Annotated in this window: 17 protein-coding genes and 1 tRNA gene; 4 read left to right on the top strand and 14 right to left on the bottom strand. The window is 54.6% G+C overall.

Annotation, left to right across the window (positions count from 1 at the left end; translation table 11 throughout):
• Positions 1-117: 117 nt before the first annotated feature.
• Positions 118-951 (top strand): SDR family oxidoreductase, encoded by an 834-nt coding sequence (locus N9C89_RS01095; protein WP_263951967.1) that lies wholly within the window; start codon positions 118-120, stop codon positions 949-951.
• 1 nt (position 952) lies between these two features.
• Here the strand turns inward: N9C89_RS01095 and dxs are convergent, their stop codons facing one another.
• Genes dxs through N9C89_RS01065 form a run of 6 tightly spaced genes read right to left on the bottom strand, consistent with a single transcriptional unit; the run spans position 953 to position 6,173 of the window.
• On the bottom strand, positions 953-2,878 hold the full coding sequence (gene dxs / locus N9C89_RS01090) for a 1-deoxy-D-xylulose-5-phosphate synthase (protein WP_263951966.1): 1,926 nt from the start codon (positions 2,876-2,878) through the stop codon (positions 953-955).
• Between the two features lie 21 nt (positions 2,879-2,899).
• Positions 2,900-3,769, bottom strand: a complete 870-nt coding sequence (locus N9C89_RS01085) for a polyprenyl synthetase family protein (protein ID WP_263951965.1) — start codon at positions 3,767-3,769, stop codon at positions 2,900-2,902.
• 3 nt (positions 3,770-3,772) lie between these two features.
• A complete protein-coding gene (locus N9C89_RS01080; protein WP_263951964.1) occupies positions 3,773-4,015 on the bottom strand; it encodes an exodeoxyribonuclease VII small subunit in 243 nt (80 codons plus the stop codon).
• The gene (locus N9C89_RS01075; protein WP_263951963.1) at positions 4,012-4,947 is read right to left on the bottom strand and encodes a histone deacetylase family protein; all 936 of its coding nucleotides are present in this window, start codon (positions 4,945-4,947) and stop codon (positions 4,012-4,014) included. The genes N9C89_RS01080 and N9C89_RS01075 overlap by 4 nt, the downstream gene beginning before the upstream one ends.
• A gap of 18 nt (positions 4,948-4,965) precedes the next feature.
• Positions 4,966-5,670 carry a response regulator gene (locus N9C89_RS01070; RefSeq protein WP_263951962.1) on the bottom strand — a complete coding sequence of 235 codons (705 nt, stop codon included), beginning with the start codon at positions 5,668-5,670 and terminating at the stop codon, positions 4,966-4,968.
• Positions 5,667-6,173, bottom strand: coding sequence for a MarR family winged helix-turn-helix transcriptional regulator (locus N9C89_RS01065; protein ID WP_263951961.1), 507 nt, complete (start codon positions 6,171-6,173; stop codon positions 5,667-5,669). The genes N9C89_RS01070 and N9C89_RS01065 overlap by 4 nt, the downstream gene beginning before the upstream one ends.
• A gap of 175 nt (positions 6,174-6,348) precedes the next feature.
• On the opposite strand from N9C89_RS01065, the gene N9C89_RS01060 reads away from it, so the two are divergent.
• Positions 6,349-7,218: a branched-chain amino acid aminotransferase gene (locus N9C89_RS01060; RefSeq protein ID WP_263951960.1), complete on the top strand. Its 870-nt coding sequence runs from the start codon at positions 6,349-6,351 to the stop codon at positions 7,216-7,218.
• Here the strand turns inward: N9C89_RS01060 and N9C89_RS01055 are convergent.
• From N9C89_RS01055 to N9C89_RS01025, 7 genes are all read right to left on the bottom strand, one after another.
• The gene (locus tag N9C89_RS01055) at positions 7,215-7,412 is read right to left on the bottom strand and encodes a hypothetical protein (protein ID WP_263951959.1); all 198 of its coding nucleotides are present in this window, start codon (positions 7,410-7,412) and stop codon (positions 7,215-7,217) included. The two genes, N9C89_RS01060 and N9C89_RS01055, sit on opposite strands and share 4 nt — an antisense overlap.
• A 65-nt stretch (positions 7,413-7,477) precedes the next feature.
• Positions 7,478-8,395 (bottom strand): DMT family transporter, encoded by a 918-nt coding sequence (locus N9C89_RS01050; RefSeq protein WP_263951958.1) that lies wholly within the window; start codon positions 8,393-8,395, stop codon positions 7,478-7,480.
• A gap of 28 nt (positions 8,396-8,423) precedes the next feature.
• Positions 8,424-9,458 (bottom strand): tRNA epoxyqueuosine(34) reductase QueG, encoded by a 1,035-nt coding sequence (queG, locus tag N9C89_RS01045; protein WP_263951957.1) that lies wholly within the window; start codon positions 9,456-9,458, stop codon positions 8,424-8,426.
• A complete protein-coding gene (locus N9C89_RS01040; protein ID WP_263951956.1) occupies positions 9,455-10,120 on the bottom strand; it encodes a glutathione S-transferase family protein in 666 nt (221 codons plus the stop codon). Before N9C89_RS01040 ends, queG begins: the two co-directional genes overlap by 4 nt.
• A gap of 54 nt (positions 10,121-10,174) precedes the next feature.
• On the bottom strand, positions 10,175-10,969 hold the full coding sequence (mtgA, locus tag N9C89_RS01035) for a monofunctional biosynthetic peptidoglycan transglycosylase (protein ID WP_394358465.1): 795 nt from the start codon (positions 10,967-10,969) through the stop codon (positions 10,175-10,177).
• 91 nt (positions 10,970-11,060) lie between these two features.
• Positions 11,061-15,596, bottom strand: a complete 4,536-nt coding sequence (gene gltB, locus N9C89_RS01030) for a glutamate synthase large subunit (RefSeq protein ID WP_263951954.1) — start codon at positions 15,594-15,596, stop codon at positions 11,061-11,063.
• A gap of 74 nt (positions 15,597-15,670) precedes the next feature.
• The gene (locus N9C89_RS01025) at positions 15,671-17,104 is read right to left on the bottom strand and encodes an NAD(P)-dependent oxidoreductase (RefSeq protein ID WP_263951953.1); all 1,434 of its coding nucleotides are present in this window, start codon (positions 17,102-17,104) and stop codon (positions 15,671-15,673) included.
• Between the two features lie 219 nt (positions 17,105-17,323).
• Here N9C89_RS01025 and N9C89_RS01020 point away from each other — a divergent pair, with 219 nt between their 5' ends.
• A complete protein-coding gene (locus tag N9C89_RS01020; protein ID WP_263951952.1) occupies positions 17,324-18,127 on the top strand; it encodes an undecaprenyl-diphosphate phosphatase in 804 nt (267 codons plus the stop codon).
• Here the strand turns inward: N9C89_RS01020 and N9C89_RS01015 are convergent.
• Positions 18,124-19,104, bottom strand: coding sequence for a complex I NDUFA9 subunit family protein (locus N9C89_RS01015; protein WP_263951951.1), 981 nt, complete (start codon positions 19,102-19,104; stop codon positions 18,124-18,126). The genes N9C89_RS01020 and N9C89_RS01015 overlap by 4 nt on opposite strands.
• Positions 19,105-19,269: 165 nt before the next feature.
• Between N9C89_RS01015 and N9C89_RS01010 the strand changes: the two genes are divergently transcribed.
• Positions 19,270-19,355, top strand: a tRNA-Leu gene (locus N9C89_RS01010).
• Positions 19,356-19,399 lie beyond the last annotated feature (44 nt).

Raw genomic sequence — 19,399 nt, 5'->3', positions numbered from 1 at the left:
CTTTGAGGAGATTTTCCCGATGTGCAAGTGAAGAAACAATGACATCGCGGCAAAACTTGCTCCTCACGCCACGATATTTCCCTTGCACTTTGGCTGCGCATTTCAGATCAAGATTGCATGAAAAATCATCTGCTTTCTTTTGGCCACGGCTATTCTGCGCGTGCCTTTGCCGCGAAACTAAATCCCGATGAATGGGAAGTTACTGGCACCTCTCGCGCCGGTGGCGAAGACACGATCGCTTGGCCGGAAAGTGACATTTCCCCTTTGTTAGAGACTGTTTCTCATGTTTTGGTGTCTATCGCACCGAATGAGGACGGCGATATTGTGCTTCAGCACCTCGCCCCGCAAATCGCCCAGATCGCGCCACAACTCAAATGGGTTGGCTACCTTTCAACAACTGGCGTTTACGGCGATCATAACGGCGGTTGGGTCGATGAGGATACGCCGTTAACCCCCTCGACAAAACGCGGCGAGATGCGCGTAAAGGCTGAAGCGCAATGGCAAGCGTTGGCAAAGCAATGCGACCTTCCGCTTCATATATTCCGACTTGCCGGCATCTATGGCCCGGGGCGTGGCCCCTTCTCCAAAGTACGTGCCGGCACCGCGCGGCGCATTCTCAAAGAAGGGCAGGTCTTTTCTCGCATCCATGTCGCGGATATCGCTCAAACACTGAGCGCCAGCGTCAATGCACCAAGCGCAGGAGCAATCTATAACCTCTGTGATGATGATCCAGCCCCGCCCGAAGACGTGATTGCCTATGCGGCCAATTTGCTTGGCCTACCCATTCCGCCCGCTGAAAATTACGAAACAGCAGAGATGACACCAATGGCCCGCAGTTTCTATGCGGAATCCAAGCGTGTGCGGAACGATAAAATCAAGAAAGACCTGGGTGTTCGGCTCACATATCCAACCTACAAAGCTGGCCTAAAAGCGCTTCTTGAGGCGGAATAGACTAGGCTTTGCGGCTCATCTGTGCGACGCCGAGCACATCTAGAACCTTGGCTTCGATGTGATGCGCATCAAGCTTTGCATCTTCGTACATCTCGTTCGGGCTGGCGTGGTCGATGAACGTATCGGGCAAAACCATTGAGCGGAACTTCAGCCCATTATCAAACACGCCTTCATCACTCAAAAGCTGTGCAACATGGCTTCCAAAACCGCCAACTGCGCCCTCTTCGATGGTAATGAGCGCTTCATGATTTGCGGCAAGCTCAAGAATTAATTCTTCGTCCAGTGGCTTCGCGAAACGAGCGTCTGCGATTGTTGGATTGATACCGCGTGCAGAGAGTGACTCGGCGGCTTTCTCGACCTCGCTCAAACGGGTGCCAAACGACAGGATCGCAACGCGTGCTCCCTCTTTGATGATCCGCCCTTTGCCGATCTCCAGTGGGATACCCCGCTCAGGAAGCTCAACACCCACGCCTTCGCCCCGTGGGAAACGGAATGCACTTGGCCGATCATCAATACGCGCAGCGGTTGCGACCATATGCACAAGTTCCGCCTCATCCGCCGCGGCCATCACCACGAAATCGGGCAAGTTGGCAAGATAGGCAATGTCAAAGCTTCCTGCGTGCGTCGCGCCATCAGCGCCAACAAGGCCCGCGCGATCAATTGCAAACCGCACCGGCAGGCGCTGAATTGCGACGTCATGCACCACCTGATCATAACCACGCTGAAGAAATGTCGAGTACATCGCACAGAATGGCTTAATACCGCCCGCAGCAAGCGCGGCGCAGAACGTCACGCCATGCTGTTCAGCAATGCCAACATCGAAACAGCGGCTCGGGAAGCGCTCGGCAAAAAGGTTCAGCCCCGTTCCATCCGGCATCGCAGCTGTGACGGCGGCGATTTTATCGTCCTCAGCAGCTTCTTGAATCAGCGCATTAGCGAACACTTTTGTGTAGCTTGGCGCGTTGCTTGGCGCTTTCTTCTGCTTGCCGGTTACGACATCGAATTTTGCGGTCGCATGGCCTTTGTCGCGCGCACCTTCAGCGGGGGCATAACCCTTGCCTTTGGTCGTTACCACATGGATCAGCATCGGCCCCGTCGCGCGTGTGCGAACCGTGCGCAGAACCGACAGGAGTGTATCCATATCGTGGCCATCAATCGGCCCAACATAAGAAAAGCCAAGCTCCTCAAACAGGGTGCCGCCAACGGTCATATGCTTGACCATCTCTTTGGCGCGCCGTGCCCCTTCCTGGAACGGATGAGGCAGCAAGCTCACCGCACCTTTGGCGGCAGCTTTGAATTCTTGAAACGGTGCACCGGCATAAAGCGAGGACAGGTAGCTGCTCATCGCGCCGACTGGGGGCGCGATCGACATCTCGTTGTCGTTCAGGATGACGAACATCCGCTTGCCGATGTGGCCCGCATTGTTCATCGCCTCAAATGCCATGCCCGCACTCATGGAACCATCGCCGATCACCGCAACGGTATCGCCGATTCCATACTCCGGCGCGCCGCCCAGATCCCGCGCTACGGCAAAACCGAGAGCAGCAGAGATCGAAGTGCTGGAATGCGCAGCGCCAAACGGATCAAAGGGGCTTTCACTACGCTTGGTAAAACCAGATAATCCGCCTTTTTGACGCAATGTACGGATGCGATCGCGTCGACCCGTAAGAATTTTGTGCGGATAACATTGATGCCCTACGTCCCAGATTAGCCTGTCTTTCGGCGTGTCAAACACGGCATGAATAGCGGTCGTCAGTTCCACAACGCCGAGCCCAGCGCCAAGGTGCCCGCCCGTTTCGGAAACGGCTGAAATCGTTTCAGCACGCACTTCGTCGGCGAGTTGGCATAGTTCCGCGTCGGACAGGGATTTCATATCCGCAGGAACGGAGACACGGTCCAAGATCGGTGTCACTGGCTGTTGGCTCATGCGGAGATCCTTGGCTGCGGGCTAACTGTCGCGCGAGATAACGAATTGCGCGGCCTGACGCAAGTTTTGCGCCTTATCACCGAAAGGTGCAAGCGCGGCCTCTGCCTCAGCGACCAATTCACGCGCCCGCGCCTTAGCTCCATCAAGACCCAGAAGCGAAACAAATGTGGCTTTACCCGCGTCCTCATCTTTGCCGAGGCGCTTGCCCGCCTTTGCCGCATCACCCTCGACATCCATGATGTCATCTGCAATTTGAAACGCCAAACCAAGCGCGTCAGCATAGTGGCGCAATGGGCCAACATCCTGCCCCGCCAGAATGGCCCCTGCCATCGCCGACCATTCAATCAAAGCGCCTGTCTTTGCGGCCTGAAGCTCAGTGATTTCTTCCAAGTTCAGCGGCGTTAGAGCCGATTCCGCCGCGATATCTAGCGCCTGACCGCGCACCATTCCGCGTGCGCCAGCGGCCTTGGTCATAGTCTGAATCAGCTCGACGCGCGTTTCAGCTTTAGGAGCAGCTTCGGGGCGTGCCAACAGATCAAATGCAAGTGCCTGTAACGCATCCCCAGTCAGAACGGCAGTGGCCTCATCCCATTTGATATGAACCGTAGGCAGGCCACGACGCAGATCGTCATCATCCATGCAGGGCAGATCATCATGCACCAAGGAATAGGCGTGCATTGCTTCAACCGCTGCGGCTGCCCAAACAGACTGGCGCGGGTAAACGCCATAGAGCCGCGCGCCCTCAATAACCAGAAACGCCCGCAATCGCTTTCCACCCGACACGGAATATCTCATCGCATCGGTGATCGGCCCATCGGGATAGGTAGATAGCGCGTTTGTCAGGCAGGTCGAAACCTCTTCCGCCGCCTGTGCCAGCGCATTTTTGAACATCGGCTAGAGCCCTTCGACAGGGGTTGTTCCGCTTGGCGTACCGTTTTCACCGAGCTTAATGGCCGCAACCTTTTCTTCGGCTTCTTTGAGCTTGGCGTCGCAATGCTCTTTCAGCTTGGCCCCACGCTCATAGAGCTTGATCGATTCATCCAGAGCAACCTGCCCGTTATCTAGCTGACTAACCACGTTCTCCAACTCGGCAATCGCCTGCTCAAAGCTCAATTCGGTTACGGGTGTATCGCTCATGCGCCACGCTCCATCAATATTTCAACATGCGCGGCGACACATTCAGCCAGCGCGTTCAAATCATAGCCCCCTTCGAGGGATGAAACCACCCGCCCAGAGCAAGTTTCATCCGCCAAATCGCATATCCGGTGAGTGAGCCAGCGGAAATCCTCGGTGGACCAATTCAAACCAGCCAATGGATCGGCGCTATGGGCATCAAATCCGGCGGATATGAAGATCAATTCAGGGCGGAATAGAGCCACATTTGGAAGAATTTGCTCTTCGTAAACGCGCCGCAGATCCCGACCGTTGCTTCCTTCGGCAAGTGGAACATTCAACACATTATTTGCCGCACCTGTTTCGTGTGCATGCCCCGTTCCAGGATAAAGCGGCATCTGGTGACTCGACGCGAAGAAAACGCGTGGATCACCTTCGAGCAGATCCTGCGTTCCGTTGCCATGGTGAACGTCAAAATCAATGATCGCGACGCGTTTCAGGCCGTGGACCTCAAGAGCATATTTCGCACCAACCGCCACAGAGCCGAAGAGGCAAAACCCCATTGGAGTCTGTCTCTCTGCGTGGTGACCAGGAGGGCGAACAGCAGCAAACGCATTCTGCGCCTCACCCGACAAAACAAGATCAACAGCACGCGTATTTGCGCCCGCCGCTCTTAACGCGGCAGAAAGCGAGCCCTCAGACATGAATGTATCGGCATCAAGCTGCACAATCCCGCTCTCGGGCGCACTATCTTTGATGTCATCAATATGGGCTTTGGGATGTACCCGCAGAAGGTCATCATCTGCCACCAATGGGGCCTTTTTGCGCAGAATAGGGTCGAATTTTGGATGATCCAATGCCGCAAGAACATGCTCTAACCGCGCGATTTGTTCGGCGTGGCCAGCTGGTGTTTGGTGCAGTAAGCAATCGGAGTGAGTCAGCAGAGCTGTCGTCATATCGTCTGTTGCCTTCTGTTAATCAGAAGAAAGAAGGTAACCCTCGCCACGAACCGTTTGCAGGAAGCGCGGTTGTTTCGGGTCTTCTTCAATTTTGCGGCGAAGACGTGTGATTTGAACGTCAACTGCGCGCTCCTGTGCTTGCCCTTTGTCGCGGCCAAGGTCTTCGACAAGGCGGCTTCGACTTAAGGCCTCGCCAAGGTTTGCCGCGAAAATCCGCATAAGCGCGCTCTCCGTAGACGTAAGACGGATCACAGTTTCGCCATTCAAAAGCTCCGAGCGCTCAACGTCATATCGCAATGGCCCTAGGTTCACAAATTTCGGCCCGTCTGCGCGGTTTGTGGCATCCGGCATCCGGCGCAGAATGGCGTTTATCCGAAGCAGCAACTCTTTTGGCTCAAACGGCTTGGCGAGGTAATCGTCCGCACCTGCCTCGAGCCCTTTGATGCGATCTTCGGTGTCGCCTTTGGCAGTAAGCAATAGGATTGGCGTTGCGAGGGTTTCCCGCAGGCTTTTCGTCAGCGCCACACCATCCTCGCCAGGCATCATGACATCCAGAACGATCATGTCGAACTCAAGACCAGACAAAATGCGGCGGGCGTGTTCGGCGTCGCGTGCGGAAGTCACCCAGAATCCATTGCGGATTAGGAATTTCTGTAACAGCCCCCGAATCCGTTCATCATCATCGACAATCAACAGGTGGGCTTCGGCGGCGTCGCTCATGTACTTTTCTCCATAAGACTTTTGTACTGCCGTCTTTGCTCGGGGTCCATCATTGCTTCAAGAACCTGTTTGAAACCGGCAACCGAGTCCGGTCCAGCTGCGCGAAACGCCGCGCGCATCCGTGTACGCTGGGCCTCTGAAAGCTCGGCTTCCAGTTTTTCGCCCTCATCCGTCAAAAATAGATGGCGTTCGCGTTTGTCACGCTCGCCAACACGGCTTTCGACCAACCCATCCGCAATAAGGGTACGAAGAACGCGGTTTAGAGACTGTTTCGTGACGCCAAGGATATGAAGCAAGTTGTTAACAGTGGTTCCCGGGCTGCGATGAATGAAGTGAATCGCCCTGTGATGTGCGCGCCCGTAAGCATAGTTTTCGAGAATGCGGTCTGGATCGGAGGTAAAACCACGATACGCAAAGAACATTGCCTCGATTGCTTTGCGCAGCTGTTCATCCGTAAGAAACAGGAGGCTTTCACCACCAGGCACGCTCGCGCCTTCGACCATTGCAATTCTCCTTATCAAATTCTTGGATTTGATTTTATGTCAGCCTTGTTGACTTTCCAAGATTCAAATAGTAGCAAAGGTCAGTTTTTCAGCAACAAAATGACCGAAACGGACATTTATTGCGCAACAATCGAAAAGCGCGACCAAAAAATCGCGCAACAAGAGGAGTTTACAGATGGCCGGTGGATACGACGACCGCGACGGGAAAATCTGGATGGACGGCAAGCTCGTCGAATGGCGCGATGCAAACGTGCATATTCTGACTCATGCGCTTCACTATGCGTCTTCTGTTTTTGAGGGTGAGCGCGCCTACAACGGCAAGATTTTCAAAAGCGTCGAACACAGTGAGCGGCTTCAGCGCTCGGCCAAGCTGATTGATTTTGAAGTTCCATACTCCGTTGAAGAAATCGAAGCTGCCAAATACGCAACCATGGAAGCCAATGGTCTGACTGATGCCTATGTGCGCGCTGTTGCGTGGCGAGGCGCTGGCGAGGATATGGGTGTCGCTTCGGCCAAAAACCCGGTCCGTTTCGCTGTAGCTGCATGGGAATGGGGCAACTATTACGGCGACGCGAAGTTCAAGGGTGCCAAGCTCGACATTTCCAAGTGGAAACGCCCAAGCCCCGAAACGATCCCTTGCGAAGCCAAGGCTGCGGGTCTCTATATGATTTGCACCATGTCAAAGCACGCCGCCGAAGCAAAAGGCTGCTCGGATGCGATGATGTTTGACTATCGCGGTTATGTAGCTGAAGCGACGGGCGCGAACATCTTCTTCGTGAAGAACGGCGAAGTTCACACACCAAAAGCGGACTGCTTCCTAAACGGGATCACCCGCCAAACTGTTATCGGAATGCTCAAGGAAAAGGGTATCACCGTAAACGAACGCCATATCATGCCCGAAGAGCTTGAAGGTTTCGAACAGTGCTGGCTCACAGGTACAGCCGCCGAAGTGACACCAGTTGGCCAGATCGGCGACTATAATTTCGAGGTTGGCGCGCTCGCACGCGATATTTCGGAAAGCTACGAAAAGCTCGTACGCAGCTAGGATTGCGCGCGGTGGATTCTGGCGTATTGCACCATGCGCGCATTGCCAGGCTCTGCCGCGTGACTCCGGCGATGTAGCGAACGGATCGACTCATGCGGGCCGAAACTCCCGAGGTTGCGCCGGACTCTGTTGAACTTTTGAATTAGATTGCTGTCTTCGCGGGTACGCGGGTGATCAAGCAAATGTCTTTTCATGGGACCCTCCAAATCTGGCTGTCCCCCATCCTAGCACAAAACGGCGGTTTCGCCCAAATCTGGCCTTAGAAGCTGCTGTCGCTTTTGCGCTGCTGCGCGCGTTTGAGGCCAAGGTGCCGTTCTCGCAGAATAATCGCAATTCCCGCGGAAATGATGATTGAAGCACCGATGAGCATGATAACCGTGGGTACTTCGTCAAATACGAAATACCCAACAGCAATTGACAGAATCATCGACGCATAAGCAAACGGTGCGACGAGAGATGCGTCGGAAAGCCGATAGCTTGTCGTCAGGAAAATTTGCCCCAGTCCTCCGAGGATGCCCGATAGCACCAAGAGCAACAACTCTCGCCCGTCAGGCATAACCCAGCCGAAAGGAATGGTAAACAAAGCCATAACCGAACCAGTTACGGAGAACCAAAACACAATTGCGCTTGTCGTTTCTGTCTTGGTCATCTTACGTATGAACACCTGTGCAAGGGCGGCGAAACACGCGCCCATAAGAGCAAGAAGCGCGCCCAGCGCCTCTCTGTCGCCAAGCCCACCACCTCCAATCGACAAGCGCGGATAGATCACAACGATCACCCCAATTAGGCCAACAGTCACGGCTGACAACCTGAACACACCGACCTTTTCATTGAGGAACATCGCCGCAAAAATAACCACCAGAAGCGGTGCGGCATAGCCAATCGCGGTAAATTCCGGCAACGGTAGCAGGCCGATCGCAGAGAAGCCGAACCCCATTGCGATAATCCCCATGAAGCCACGCCACACATGGCCAAGCGGATTAGCGGCACGCAATCCATTCGGAAGATTGTGCGACATCGCAAGCCAAACGATGATTACCGGAAGCGCAAAGAAAGAGCGGAAGAATACGATCTCTCCGGCTGGGATATCGCCAGAAACCGCTTTGACGCAGGTCGCCATGCCCATAAAAATTGTTACGGACAAAAGCTTCGACAGTATTCCTGCGTAATGGTTCATGTTTGCTCCAGCCCCTAAGGGCATTGGGTTATGTGAGTTGGGCAACAGCCCAGCGCGCGGCATCGGAGACGGTCTCATCCGGATCCTCGAGATGCGCCGCAGCACTTGCGCGCAGCGTCGTGTCACCCGAGTTACCAATGGCGTAAAGTACGTTGCGGATGAACCGGTTGCGCCCGATCCGCTTAACGGGCGAGCCAGCAAATTTCTGGCGGAACTCTGTGTCGTCCAGAGTTGCAAGCTCGGCAAGCTTCGGCGCGATCAAATCATCTTTGGCCGCATAGCGCATCTCGCTGGCCTCAACCGCGAACTTGTTCCACGGACAAGCCGCAAGGCAATCATCGCACCCGTAGATATGGTTACCCATCAGGCCGCGCAGCTCTTCGTCTATCGGGCCATGATGCTCGATTGTGAGATAGGAAATGCACCGCCGCGCATCGAGTTGGTAAGGCGCAGGAAAAGCGTCGGTCGGACAGACATCAAGGCACGCGCGGCAACTCCCGCAGGTCTCGCGTACGCGATCATCAGGCGCAAACTCGACCGTTGTGAAAATCGCACCAAGGAAAAACCAACTGCCAAGATCCCGCGATATTAGATTGGTGTGCTTCCCCTGCCAGCCAAGCCCCGCCGCTGCAGCAAGCGGCTTTTCCATGACCGGGGCGGTGTCAACGAAAACCTTGATCTGCGCTTCGGGCGCTTGCTCGATCAGCCACCGCCCGACACGCTTGAGGCGCTTCTTGACAATGTCATGGTAATCGCGGTTTTGGGCATAAACGCTAATCGCGCCGCGATCAGGCATCTCGAGTACATCTCGAGGATCGAACTCTTGGGTATAAGGCTCGGCCAACATAATGACAGATTTTGCTTCAGGCCAAAGCGCATCCGGCGCGCCTCTCCAGTGCATACGCTCCGCCATCCACCCCATCTGGCCATGGCGGCCCTTGTCAACGTATTCGGCAAGTCGGGAAGCAATTTCAGGTACAGCATCCGGCCGACAGATGCCCATTTTGGCAAATCCGGCCTCTAGCGCGTAGGCCTCAAGTTTTTCTCGTAAGTCATCACTCAAAAATCAAGGTCCGCATAGTGCTGTGCGGGTGGGTAGCCTGGAATCTGATCCGCCAAAAGCGAACGGAAGGCAGGACGGGATTTGATTTTGGCGTACCACATTTTGACATTCTCGTTGCGGTTCCAATCCACATCCGAAATGTAATCAAGCGCGGAGAAATGCGCGGCCGCTGCGAAATCCGCAAGCGTCATAACATCACCGGCGAGCCAGCGGCGCTGGTCCAGAAGCCAACCCATATAATCAATGTGATATTTGATGTTGCGCGCGCCCGCCTTCACATTTGCAGAGTCGGGATACCCCTGCGACATCACCTTTTTATTTACGCGCTCATACAGCAGTTTGGAGGTAACCTCATGGTGGAACTTATCGTCAAACCAGCTCACCATGCGCCGCACTTCAAAACGCTCCGCCGCGCCCTTGGGCAACAATGCTGGCGAAGGATGCTTTTCTTCGATGTACTCACAGATCGCGCTGCTTTCGGCCATCATCAGCCCATCCATCTTCAGAACGGGCACCTTGGCCGCAGGATTGCGGCGCAAGAACTCGCTATCCTTTTCCCAATAGCGCTCTTCAACAAGCTCAACCTCCAGCTTTTTCTCAGCGAGACTGAGTCGAACTTTGCGACAAAACGGAGAAAGGGGAACGTGAAAAAGTCGGATCATAGAATGAACACTCTTGCTGGGTTTCTCTCTAATTGCCGTGAAACGACAGGTAGTTCAACCTTCGAAACACTCTGCGCGACCATCCGCGCGAATTGTAGCCGCCCCGTCGGCAATGCTGTTGGCCCGTCGCGACAACCACGAAGACGGATTTGAAGCGGAGCGGCCCTTGGGGTTTGGCAAGACCGCCGCGAGAAGGCTCGCCTGACGGGCTGTAAGCTTTGACGGATGGGTTTTGAAATAATGGTGGGCGGCCGCCTCGACCCCAAAAACACCTTCGTCAAATTCGGCAACGTTCAAGTAAACCTCAAGGATACGCTGCTTGCTCCACAAAGCCTCAACAAGAGGGGTCAAACTCGCCTCCATTGCTTTTCGAGGCCATGAGCGGCCTTGCCAGAGGAAGACGTTTTTCACGACTTGCTGCGATATAGTCGAGGCGCCACGCTGCCCACCGGCTTCAAGGGCCTCACGGATGGCTTCCATGTCAAAGCCCCAGTGAGAACAGAAATTCGCATCCTCTGCCGCAACCACGCTTCGGGGCATTACAGAGGCGACATCCTCAAACGCAATCCACGAACGATCAATACCGCCCAATCGGCGCGCTTCCGAAACGATATAAGGTGTTGTCGGCGGCGCAACGAAACCAAAGAGGAAAACAACCGCTAAAATCAAAGCCAAGACGCCCAAAGCGCCACGGACAATCCATTTCCGCGCGCGGCGGAACGGCGCGAATATACGCCAGCCGCCATCGCTTTCGGGTTTTGCCTTTGGCTTTGCCCGTTTGCTCTGTTTCTTTGCTGGCGCTTTGGCCGGTTTCTTTTTTGCTCGTTTTGCCACGCTTCTAGGAACCATGCATTCGAGGAGCGGTCAAGTCAGCCAAACGCAATTGCGGCCCGATCCGTAAAGGTCGGGCCGCAATAATCTACTCGTGCGATTGGCCGGGTTAGGCCCGAGCAGCGTCTGTTTCGTTGCTGAGCGGATGCGGGATATGTTTGAGCATCTCTTTCGGACAAATCTGCACGAAATGCGATTTCTCGATATCCCAATGACGCAGGATTTCCGCAGCTTTGATGCTTCCGGTTTCCTCGACATGGCGCTCGATAAGACCCTTAAGTTGGGCCTCCCAATGATCAACGGTTACAGGGCATGTCACCAATGTTTCCATGTTCATCAGATCGCATGCGCTGCCCGATGGGTCATAAACATAAGCCATACCACCGGTCATGCCTGCGCCGAAGTTTGCGCTGATGTCACCAAGGATAACAGCAACACCGCCAGTCATATATTCACAACCCGAAGCGCCGCAGCCCTCGATCACAACCTTGGCGCCGGAGTTCCGCACCGCGAAGCGCTCACCAGCACGACCAGCCGCAAAGAGATAGCCATCCGTTGCACCGTACAGGACAGTGTTGCCGATGATAGTGTTGTCAGCAGCTACAAGAGGCGAGTTCATTGGCGGACGTACGACGATTGTACCTCCGGAAAGACCCTTGCCTACGTAGTCGTTCGCATCGCCGGACACCTCGATCTTGAGACCAGGCGCGGCAAAAGCACCAAGAGACTGACCAGCCGAACCATTGAGTTTCACAGTCAGGTGGTCGGCCTGTAGCGAGTTGCGCATGCCGAAGTTCTGAACGATGTGGCTCGATGTGCGTGTGCCAATTGTACGGTCGGTGTTTTGCACCGCGTACTGAAGCTGCATTTTCTCGCCTTCGTTCAGGAAGCGCGCGGCGTCTTTCACGATTTGCGCATCCAGCGTATCCGGCACAGCGTTGCGTGGTTTGTTGCGGTCATAAACGATGTTATCCGCGCCATCCACTTTGATAAGCAGAGGGTTGAGATCAAGATCGTCAAGATGCGCAGAACCGCGGCTCACCTGAGACAGAAGATCAGCGCGGCCAATCACTTCGTCTAGGCTCCGTGCACCGATGCTGGCGAGAATTTCGCGAACTTCTTGTGCATAGAAAGTGATGAGGTTCACAACCTTTTCAGCAGAACCATTAAACTTGGCACGCAGGTCTTCGTCTTGTGTACATACACCAACCGGACATGTGTTCGACTGACACTGACGAACCATAATACAGCCCATCGCAATCAGTGCGGCAGTTCCGATGCCGTATTCTTCAGCACCCATCATCGCTGCCATCACAATATCGCGGCCAGTACGAAGGCCACCATCCGTGCGCAGCGTTACACGCTCACGTAGGTTGTTCATTGCGAGAACCTGATGTGCCTCTGTCAGACCCATCTCCCACGGAAGACCCGCGTATTTGATAGAGGTGGCTGGCGATGCACCTGTTCCGCCGTTGTGACCCGAAATCAGGATCACGTCGGCCTTGGCTTTGGCCACGCCGGCAGCAATCGTACCAACACCTGAAGCCGCAACGAGCTTAACTGTTACCTTACAGCGCGGGTTGATCTGCTTGAGGTCATAGATAAGTTGCGCCAGATCCTCGATGGAATAGATATCGTGGTGTGGTGGCGGCGAAATCAGTGTCACACCTTTTGTCGAGTGACGCAGACGCGCAATCAGATCGGTCACTTTCATGCCCGGAAGCTGTCCGCCCTCACCCGGCTTCGCGCCTTGGGCAACCTTGATTTCAAGCTCTTCGCATTGGTTCAGGTATTCGGCAGTTACACCGAAGCGCCCCGAAGCAACCTGCTTGATCTTGGCAGACGGGTTGTCGCCGTTTGGCTCCGGAACAAAATGCGCCGGATCTTCGCCGCCTTCGCCAGAGTCAGATTTGGCGCCGATGCGGTTCATTGCAACGTTAAGCGTTTTGTGGGCCTCTGGGCTGAGCGCACCGAGGGACATGCCTGGCGTTACGAAACGCTTGCGGATTGCAGTGATGCTCTCGACTTCCTCGATCGGGATAGCTTTTCCAAGTGGTTGGATCGCCAGCAGATCGCGAAGATGGATTGGCGGGTTCGCGCGCATTTTAGCAGAGAACTGCTGCCACAGCTCATAGGACGCTTTGGTACAAGCAGCCTGAAGCATGTGCATGGATTGCGCTTCCCACGCGTGGAACTCGCCGGACTTCCGCGATTTATAGAAACCGCCGATTGGCAGGACATCAGAGCCCCCGCCCCAACCGAGCTTGTGAACAGCCTCGACCTTGCGCTGAATACCCAGCACACCGATGCCGGAAATACGGCTAGTGAGGCCAGGGAAATACTCCGCAACCATCGCACGAGACAGGCCAACGGCCTCAAAGTTCAGACCACCGCGATAGGAGGAAATCACCGAAATCCCCATCTTGGCCATAATCTTGAGAAGGCCAGCATCAATCGCGCCACGATAGCGAGCCACCGCCTCGGTCAGCGTACAATCGATCAAACCGCGTTCGATACGGTCAGCGAGTGAATCCTCGGCCAAATACGCGTTCACGATTGTTGCACCACAGCCGATCAGAACGGCAAAGTAGTGCGGATCGATACATTCAGCAGACCGCACGGAGATCGAACAGAATGTCCGAAGACCTTTGCGCGTCAGATGCGAATGCACAGCACTTGTGGCAAGGATCATCGGCATGGCCGCGCGATCTGGCCCTTGGTTGATATCAGACAGCACGATATGCGCACCACCAGAACGAACGGCGTCCTCTGCTTCGGCACGGATACGATCAAGGCCACGGCGCAACTCTGACGGATCACCGTTTACAGGGAAGGTACAGTCAAGCGTAACAACGCTCTGTCCAAGATGCTCCATCAATGAGTCAAATTGGGCGTTGCCGATGAATGGGCTTTCCAGAACGATAATCTCTGTCTGGCTGGAGTCCTCATCCAGCACGTTCTTCAGGTTTCCGAACCGTGTCTTGAGGCTCATCACGCGATATTCGCGAAGCGAGTCAATCGGTGGGTTCGTCACCTGAGAGAAGTTCTGGCGGAAGAAGTGGCTCAGCGGACGGTACCGCTCGGAAAGAACCGCGCTGGGCGTATCGTCACCCATAGAGGCAATCGCCTCTTTTGCGTCTTCGGCCATTGGCTGGAGAATTTGCTCAAGCTCTTCGACAGTGTAGCCAGCGGCAACTTGACGGGTCCGAAGCTCCTGTCCAGAGAATACAGCCGTCTCGGTTTTGTCAGAAAGCTGATCGTCAAGGTTGCTGATTTTCTGGACCCATTCTCCAAAAGGCTGGCTCGCAGCAAGCTGATCCTTGATCTCAGTGTCGTGGAAGAGTTTACCGTCCTGCATATCGACAGCAATGATCTGCCCTGGTCCAAGCGCACCTTTCTCAACGACACTGGCTTCTTCGATTGGCACCATACCCGCTTCGGAACCGGCGATCAGCATGCCGTCACCAGTTACGACATAGCGCATGGGGCGCAGGCCGTTACGGTCAAGACCCGCGCAAACCCAACGACCATCGGTCATGGCAAGCGCGGCGGGGCCGTCCCACGGCTCCATTACGGAGTTGCAATAGGAATACATGTCGCGCCAAGCCTTGGGCAGCTCAACAGCCTGCTGCGCCCAGCTTTCCGGGATAAGCATCGTCTTGGCCATCGGAGCATTTCGTCCAGCGCGGACAAGAACCTCAAACACAGAGTCCAGCGCCGCAGAGTCAGATGAGCCGCTTGCGATGATTGGCTTGATGTCTTCTGCCATCTCGCCAAATGCACCGGAGGCCATGCGGATTTCGTGGCTCTTCATCCAGTTGACGTTGCCCTTGAGGGTGTTGATCTCGCCGTTGTGAGCCAACATGCGGAATGGCTGTGCGAGCCACCACTGCGGGAATGTGTTTGTCGAATAGCGCTGGTGATAGATTGCAAATGCGCTTTCGAAACGTTCGTCCTCAAGGTCAGGATAGAAAACACTCACCTGCTCGGCCAACATCATACCTTTGTAGATGATCGAACGGCAGGACAGCGAACAGATATAAAGCTCTGGTACTTGCGCAGCGGCAGCGGCTTTTTCGATCCGGCGGCGAATGACATAAAGCTCGCGCTCGAACGTCTCTTCATCAACGCCTTTGGAGTTGCTGATCAGGATTTGCTCGATCTCTGGGCGGGTCGCGTTGGCTTTTGCACCGAGGCAATCGATATCAACCGGCACATGGCGCCAGCCATAAATATAGTAACCCATCCGAAGGACTTCGCTCTCAACGATAGTCCGGCATGTTTCCTGCGCGCCGAAATTGGTACGTGGCAAGAAGACCTGCCCAACCGCAATGCGTTCACCGGCATGCGGCTCGTGACCAGTGCGGCGGATTTGGTCTTCGAAGAATTCGGTCGGGATTTGAACGTGGATACCCGCGCCATCACCTGTTTTGCCGTCAGCATCAACAGCACCGCGGTGCCAAATCGCACGAAGCGCCTTGATACCATTCTCGACAACAGCCCGCGAAGGCTTCCCGTCAATCGAAACAACCAGTCCAACCCCGCAGGAGGAATGCTCGTCTGTTTCGGAATACATGCCGTTCTCGGCCATCCATTGGCGTTTTGCCTCTTCGGCGGCTTTCCAGTTTTGGTCAAACTTGGTCATGTTCAGTCTCCACATTTGCCCGTTCGGGCACATTCTGGTGCGGGAGCTTTCGCCTCTGTCCGCAAATTATTCGGTTACTCAGCAGCCTGTGCGCTGGAGGAATTCAGGTGATCGAGGATCGACTCGGCAGCGTCGCGCCCGTCTTTGATCGCCCAAACCACAAGGCTCGCGCCGCGCACAATGTCGCCAACAGCGTAAACGCCCGGAAGCGAGGTTTCGTGCGTTTTGAAGTTGGCCTTGATTGTGCCCCAGCGGGTCACTTCAAGCGCCTCTTCGCCCCAAAGAGTCGGCAGGTCTTCTGGCATGAACCCAAGCGCTGCAACCACAAGATCGGCTTCTTCTACGTAGTCCGCACCCTCAATGACCTCTGGTGACTGGCGACCGGATACATCTGGTTTGCCAAGGCGCATCTTCTGAACCAGAACGCTTTCAACCGTATCTCCAGTGAAGCCCTTCGGCGCTGAGAGCCATACAAATTCCACGCCTTCTTCTTCGGCGTTCTGAACCTCTCGCTGGGAACCTGGCATGTTGGCCTTGTCACGGCGGTAAAGGCATTTCACGCTCTTTGCACCCTGACGGATCGCGGTCCGGACACAGTCCATGGCGGTATCACCACCGCCAACAACGACAACGCGCTTGCCTTCAGCATTCAGGTCACCGCCGTCAAACTCCGGCACATCATCGCCAAAGCTCTTTTTGTTAGACGCTGTGAGGTAATCAATCGCTCGAACTACGCCCTCTGCACCGGACCCCGGCGCTTGAAGGTCGCGGGACTTGTAAACACCAGTCGCAATCAGAACCGCGTCATGCTGCCCCTGAATGGCTTGGAATGTAATGTCTTCGCCAACATTACAATTCAAAACGAATTTCACGCCGCCTTTTTCAAGCTGCTCGATCCGTTTCTGAACCACATCTTTTTCGAGTTTGAAGCCGGGGATGCCATATGTCATCAACCCGCCCGCGCGATCGTAGCGATCATAGACAGTTACCTGTACACCTTGGCGGCGCAGAACATCAGCCGCGGCAAGTCCGCCAGGACCAGCGCCGATAATGCCCACGCTTTCGTCACGCTCAGAAACCGGCACAATTGGTTTGACCCAGCCGTTCTCCCAAGCAGTGTCGGTCAAATATTTCTCAACCGCACCAATGGTGACTGTTTCGTGGCCGGATTGTTCGATCACACAGTTGCCTTCGCAAAGACGGTCTTGCGGACAAATACGACCACAGATTTCGGGGAACGTGTTCGTAAACTGGGATGTTTCGTAGGCTTCCTGTAGACGCCCTTCGGCAGTCAATTTGAGCCAGTCAGGGATGTTATTGTGCAGCGGGCAGTGGCTCTGACAATAAGGCACACCACATTGGCTACAACGGCTAGCTTGCTCTGCGGCTTTTGCTGCGGCAAATTCGGCATAGATCTCGTCGAAATCCTGCTTACGCTCTTCTGCTTCCCGTTTGGTCGGCATTGCGCGATTAAGCGACACAAATTTTAGCATTGGCTGTTTTGCCATGGCGGAGCCTCCGAAATCTAAGTGGAAGCACCTTTTACGCAAGGCCAGAACAAAAGAAAAGGCAGTATTACTGACCTATATACGAAAAAACGACATGATTTATGACATTTTTTGTAGCGCCTCCTGCATTTTAGGTAAGCCAAAGTTACCTATTTTCCCACTTTCCATTTATTTACAAATGGTTAACCTGTGGGGAAGTTTTCGTTCAAGGAAGTGCATATGCCCCTGCTACATCTTGCCCTAGTGGCGATAATTCAAGGCATTACAGAGTTTCTTCCTGTTTCCTCCTCCGGTCACCTGATTCTCTTGCCGATTCTCATGGATATGCCAGATCAGGGCCAAGTGATCGATGTTGCCGCCCATGTCGGAACGCTTTTTGCAGTGATCATCTATTTCTGGGCGGATGTATCGCTTGCTGCGCGCGGCGTCCCTGCAATGTTAACTGGTCGCATTTCGGAGCCAGGTGCGCGACTGGCGTTCCTTCTCTTGATCGCGACTATTCCCGTAATCATCGCGGGCTTCATCCTTAAGATAACCGGCCTAAGCGACAGCATGCGAAGTATGGCCGTGATTGGCTGGACGATGCTCATTTTTGGGCTCGTACTATATTGGGCCGACCAACAAAGCGCGGAGCGCAAAGTTAGCGGCGAATGGAATGTGAAAGACGCGCTCGTGATGGGGCTTTGGCAAGCGGTCGCGCTTATTCCGGGGACATCGCGTTCGGGCGCAACAATTACCGGCGCGCGCTTGCTTGGATATACGAGGACGGATGGAGCAAAGCTGGCTATGCTCATGTCTATTCCAACCATTATTGCCTCCGGTACACTTTCCGCTCTTGATCTTGCGGGGTCAGAGACATCCGGTGCGTTTCGCGATGCGTTGATCGTCGCTGCCCTATCCGCTTTGATGGCGCTCGCTGCACTCTCTCTGATGATGCGACTTTTGCGCAGCGTAAGTTTCACACCCTATGTCATCTATAGGGTGATCCTCGGCACTATCTTATTGGTCGTTGCCTATACCTAGGCTTTGAGATTTTTCGCAGAGTCCCGAAGCTCTTCGAACTGACCATTCGGGCGGAAGCGCCATAGATACGTCGGCATGATGGCTTCCATTGTCGTAGGCGTAACGCCAAGATCACTTAGTGTCTTGGCATCGTCGGAAACAACATTATCAACGCGCAAGCTCTTGAGCTGATCCCGCGTTAAGACACCGTTGTGAATAAGCCCCATCGATACGAACTGAACAAAATCAAGGATACCCGCGAGGATCCGACCTGCAAAGAACGGTAGGTTCATCACAAGGCGTTTTCGGTGCACCACGCCGAGCATCTTTTCGATGGCAGCATGCAGTGTAAGAGCTTCAGGACCACCAAGCTCATAGATGCCTGTTGCGTCGCCAAGGATCGCGTTTTCAGCGGCCTCTGCTACGTCATCCACATACACTGGCTGAAAGCGAGTGTTGCCGCCAAAGATCGGAAGAATGGGCCCGAGCCGCGACATAGACGCAAAGCGATTAAAGAATTCATCCTCATTGCCAAAAATCACCGATGGGCGAAGGATTACCGCCTCTGGGAAGTTCGCAAGAATCCCCTGCTCACCCAGAGCTTTCGACTTCGAATAATCGCTTGCTGCATTCTCGTCTGCGCCAATCGCCGAGATATGGACAAGCTTCGCAACGCCAGTCTCTTTGGCAAGACGCGCGATCCGCTCTGCACCTTCATGTTGTACAGAGTCGAATTTGTTGCGCTTTGTCTCCGATAGAATTCCGACACAATTCACTACAGCGTCTGCGCCATGCATAACTGCTGCGACAGAGGCATCGTCGCGAATATTGCACAGAACCGGTTCGACCTGACCAACCGCACCATAGGGACGCACGAACATCGCTTCGTTCGGACGACGCACCGCGACGCGCACGCGCCAACCAGCTTTCGCCATTCGCCGTGCAATATACCGCCCGACAAAACCGGAACCGCCGTAAATGGTGACTAGTTTGGACATGGGTGCCTCCGATACTATTTTCATCTGCTTCAATAGCTTTCTCTTTGCAATTGGACAAGCAACTATCACGTCGCAGGCACAGCGTTTTTGGGATGTTCCGCGTTTTTTACGCGAATCCCGTTGACACCACACACACACCGAAGTAATTCCCACGCCACGACACCTGCCCAGGTGGCGGAATGGTAGACGCGCTAGCTTCAGGTGCTAGTGTCCGTATGGACGTGGAGGTTCAAGTCCTCTCCTGGGCACCAATTTCCCAAAAATTCACTTCATCCCAAATTGGCCTTCGAAACCG

Origin of the sequence: Halocynthiibacter sp. SDUM655004, from assembly GCF_026015885.1 — a bacterium.
In the GTDB taxonomy this organism is placed as follows: Bacteria; Pseudomonadota; Alphaproteobacteria; order Rhodobacterales; family Rhodobacteraceae; genus Falsihalocynthiibacter; species Falsihalocynthiibacter halioticoli.
This window is presented reverse-complemented; position numbering and strand designations above follow the sequence as displayed.

What these genes read in the sequence shown, in the direction of transcription:
- N9C89_RS01095 (WP_263951967.1), top strand. Translation starts at nt 118, where the DNA reads ATGAAAAATCATCTGCTTTCTTTTGGCCACGGCTATTCTGCGCGTGCC.
- dxs (WP_263951966.1), bottom strand. Translation starts at nt 2,878, where the DNA reads ATGAGCCAACAGCCAGTGACACCGATCTTGGACCGTGTCTCCGTTCCT.
- N9C89_RS01085 (WP_263951965.1), bottom strand. Translation starts at nt 3,769, where the DNA reads ATGTTCAAAAATGCGCTGGCACAGGCGGCGGAAGAGGTTTCGACCTGC.
- N9C89_RS01080 (WP_263951964.1), bottom strand. Translation starts at nt 4,015, where the DNA reads ATGAGCGATACACCCGTAACCGAATTGAGCTTTGAGCAGGCGATTGCC.
- N9C89_RS01075 (WP_263951963.1), bottom strand. Translation starts at nt 4,947, where the DNA reads ATGACGACAGCTCTGCTGACTCACTCCGATTGCTTACTGCACCAAACA.
- N9C89_RS01070 (WP_263951962.1), bottom strand. Translation starts at nt 5,670, where the DNA reads ATGAGCGACGCCGCCGAAGCCCACCTGTTGATTGTCGATGATGATGAA.
- N9C89_RS01065 (WP_263951961.1), bottom strand. Translation starts at nt 6,173, where the DNA reads ATGGTCGAAGGCGCGAGCGTGCCTGGTGGTGAAAGCCTCCTGTTTCTT.
- N9C89_RS01060 (WP_263951960.1), top strand. Translation starts at nt 6,349, where the DNA reads ATGGCCGGTGGATACGACGACCGCGACGGGAAAATCTGGATGGACGGC.
- N9C89_RS01055 (WP_263951959.1), bottom strand. Translation starts at nt 7,412, where the DNA reads ATGAAAAGACATTTGCTTGATCACCCGCGTACCCGCGAAGACAGCAAT.
- N9C89_RS01050 (WP_263951958.1), bottom strand. Translation starts at nt 8,395, where the DNA reads ATGAACCATTACGCAGGAATACTGTCGAAGCTTTTGTCCGTAACAATT.
- N9C89_RS01040 (WP_263951956.1), bottom strand. Translation starts at nt 10,120, where the DNA reads ATGATCCGACTTTTTCACGTTCCCCTTTCTCCGTTTTGTCGCAAAGTT.
- mtgA (WP_394358465.1), bottom strand. Translation starts at nt 10,969, where the DNA reads ATGGTTCCTAGAAGCGTGGCAAAACGAGCAAAAAAGAAACCGGCCAAA.
- gltB (WP_263951954.1), bottom strand. Translation starts at nt 15,596, where the DNA reads ATGACCAAGTTTGACCAAAACTGGAAAGCCGCCGAAGAGGCAAAACGC.
- N9C89_RS01025 (WP_263951953.1), bottom strand. Translation starts at nt 17,104, where the DNA reads ATGGCAAAACAGCCAATGCTAAAATTTGTGTCGCTTAATCGCGCAATG.
- N9C89_RS01020 (WP_263951952.1), top strand. Translation starts at nt 17,324, where the DNA reads ATGCCCCTGCTACATCTTGCCCTAGTGGCGATAATTCAAGGCATTACA.
- N9C89_RS01015 (WP_263951951.1), bottom strand. Translation starts at nt 19,104, where the DNA reads ATGTCCAAACTAGTCACCATTTACGGCGGTTCCGGTTTTGTCGGGCGG.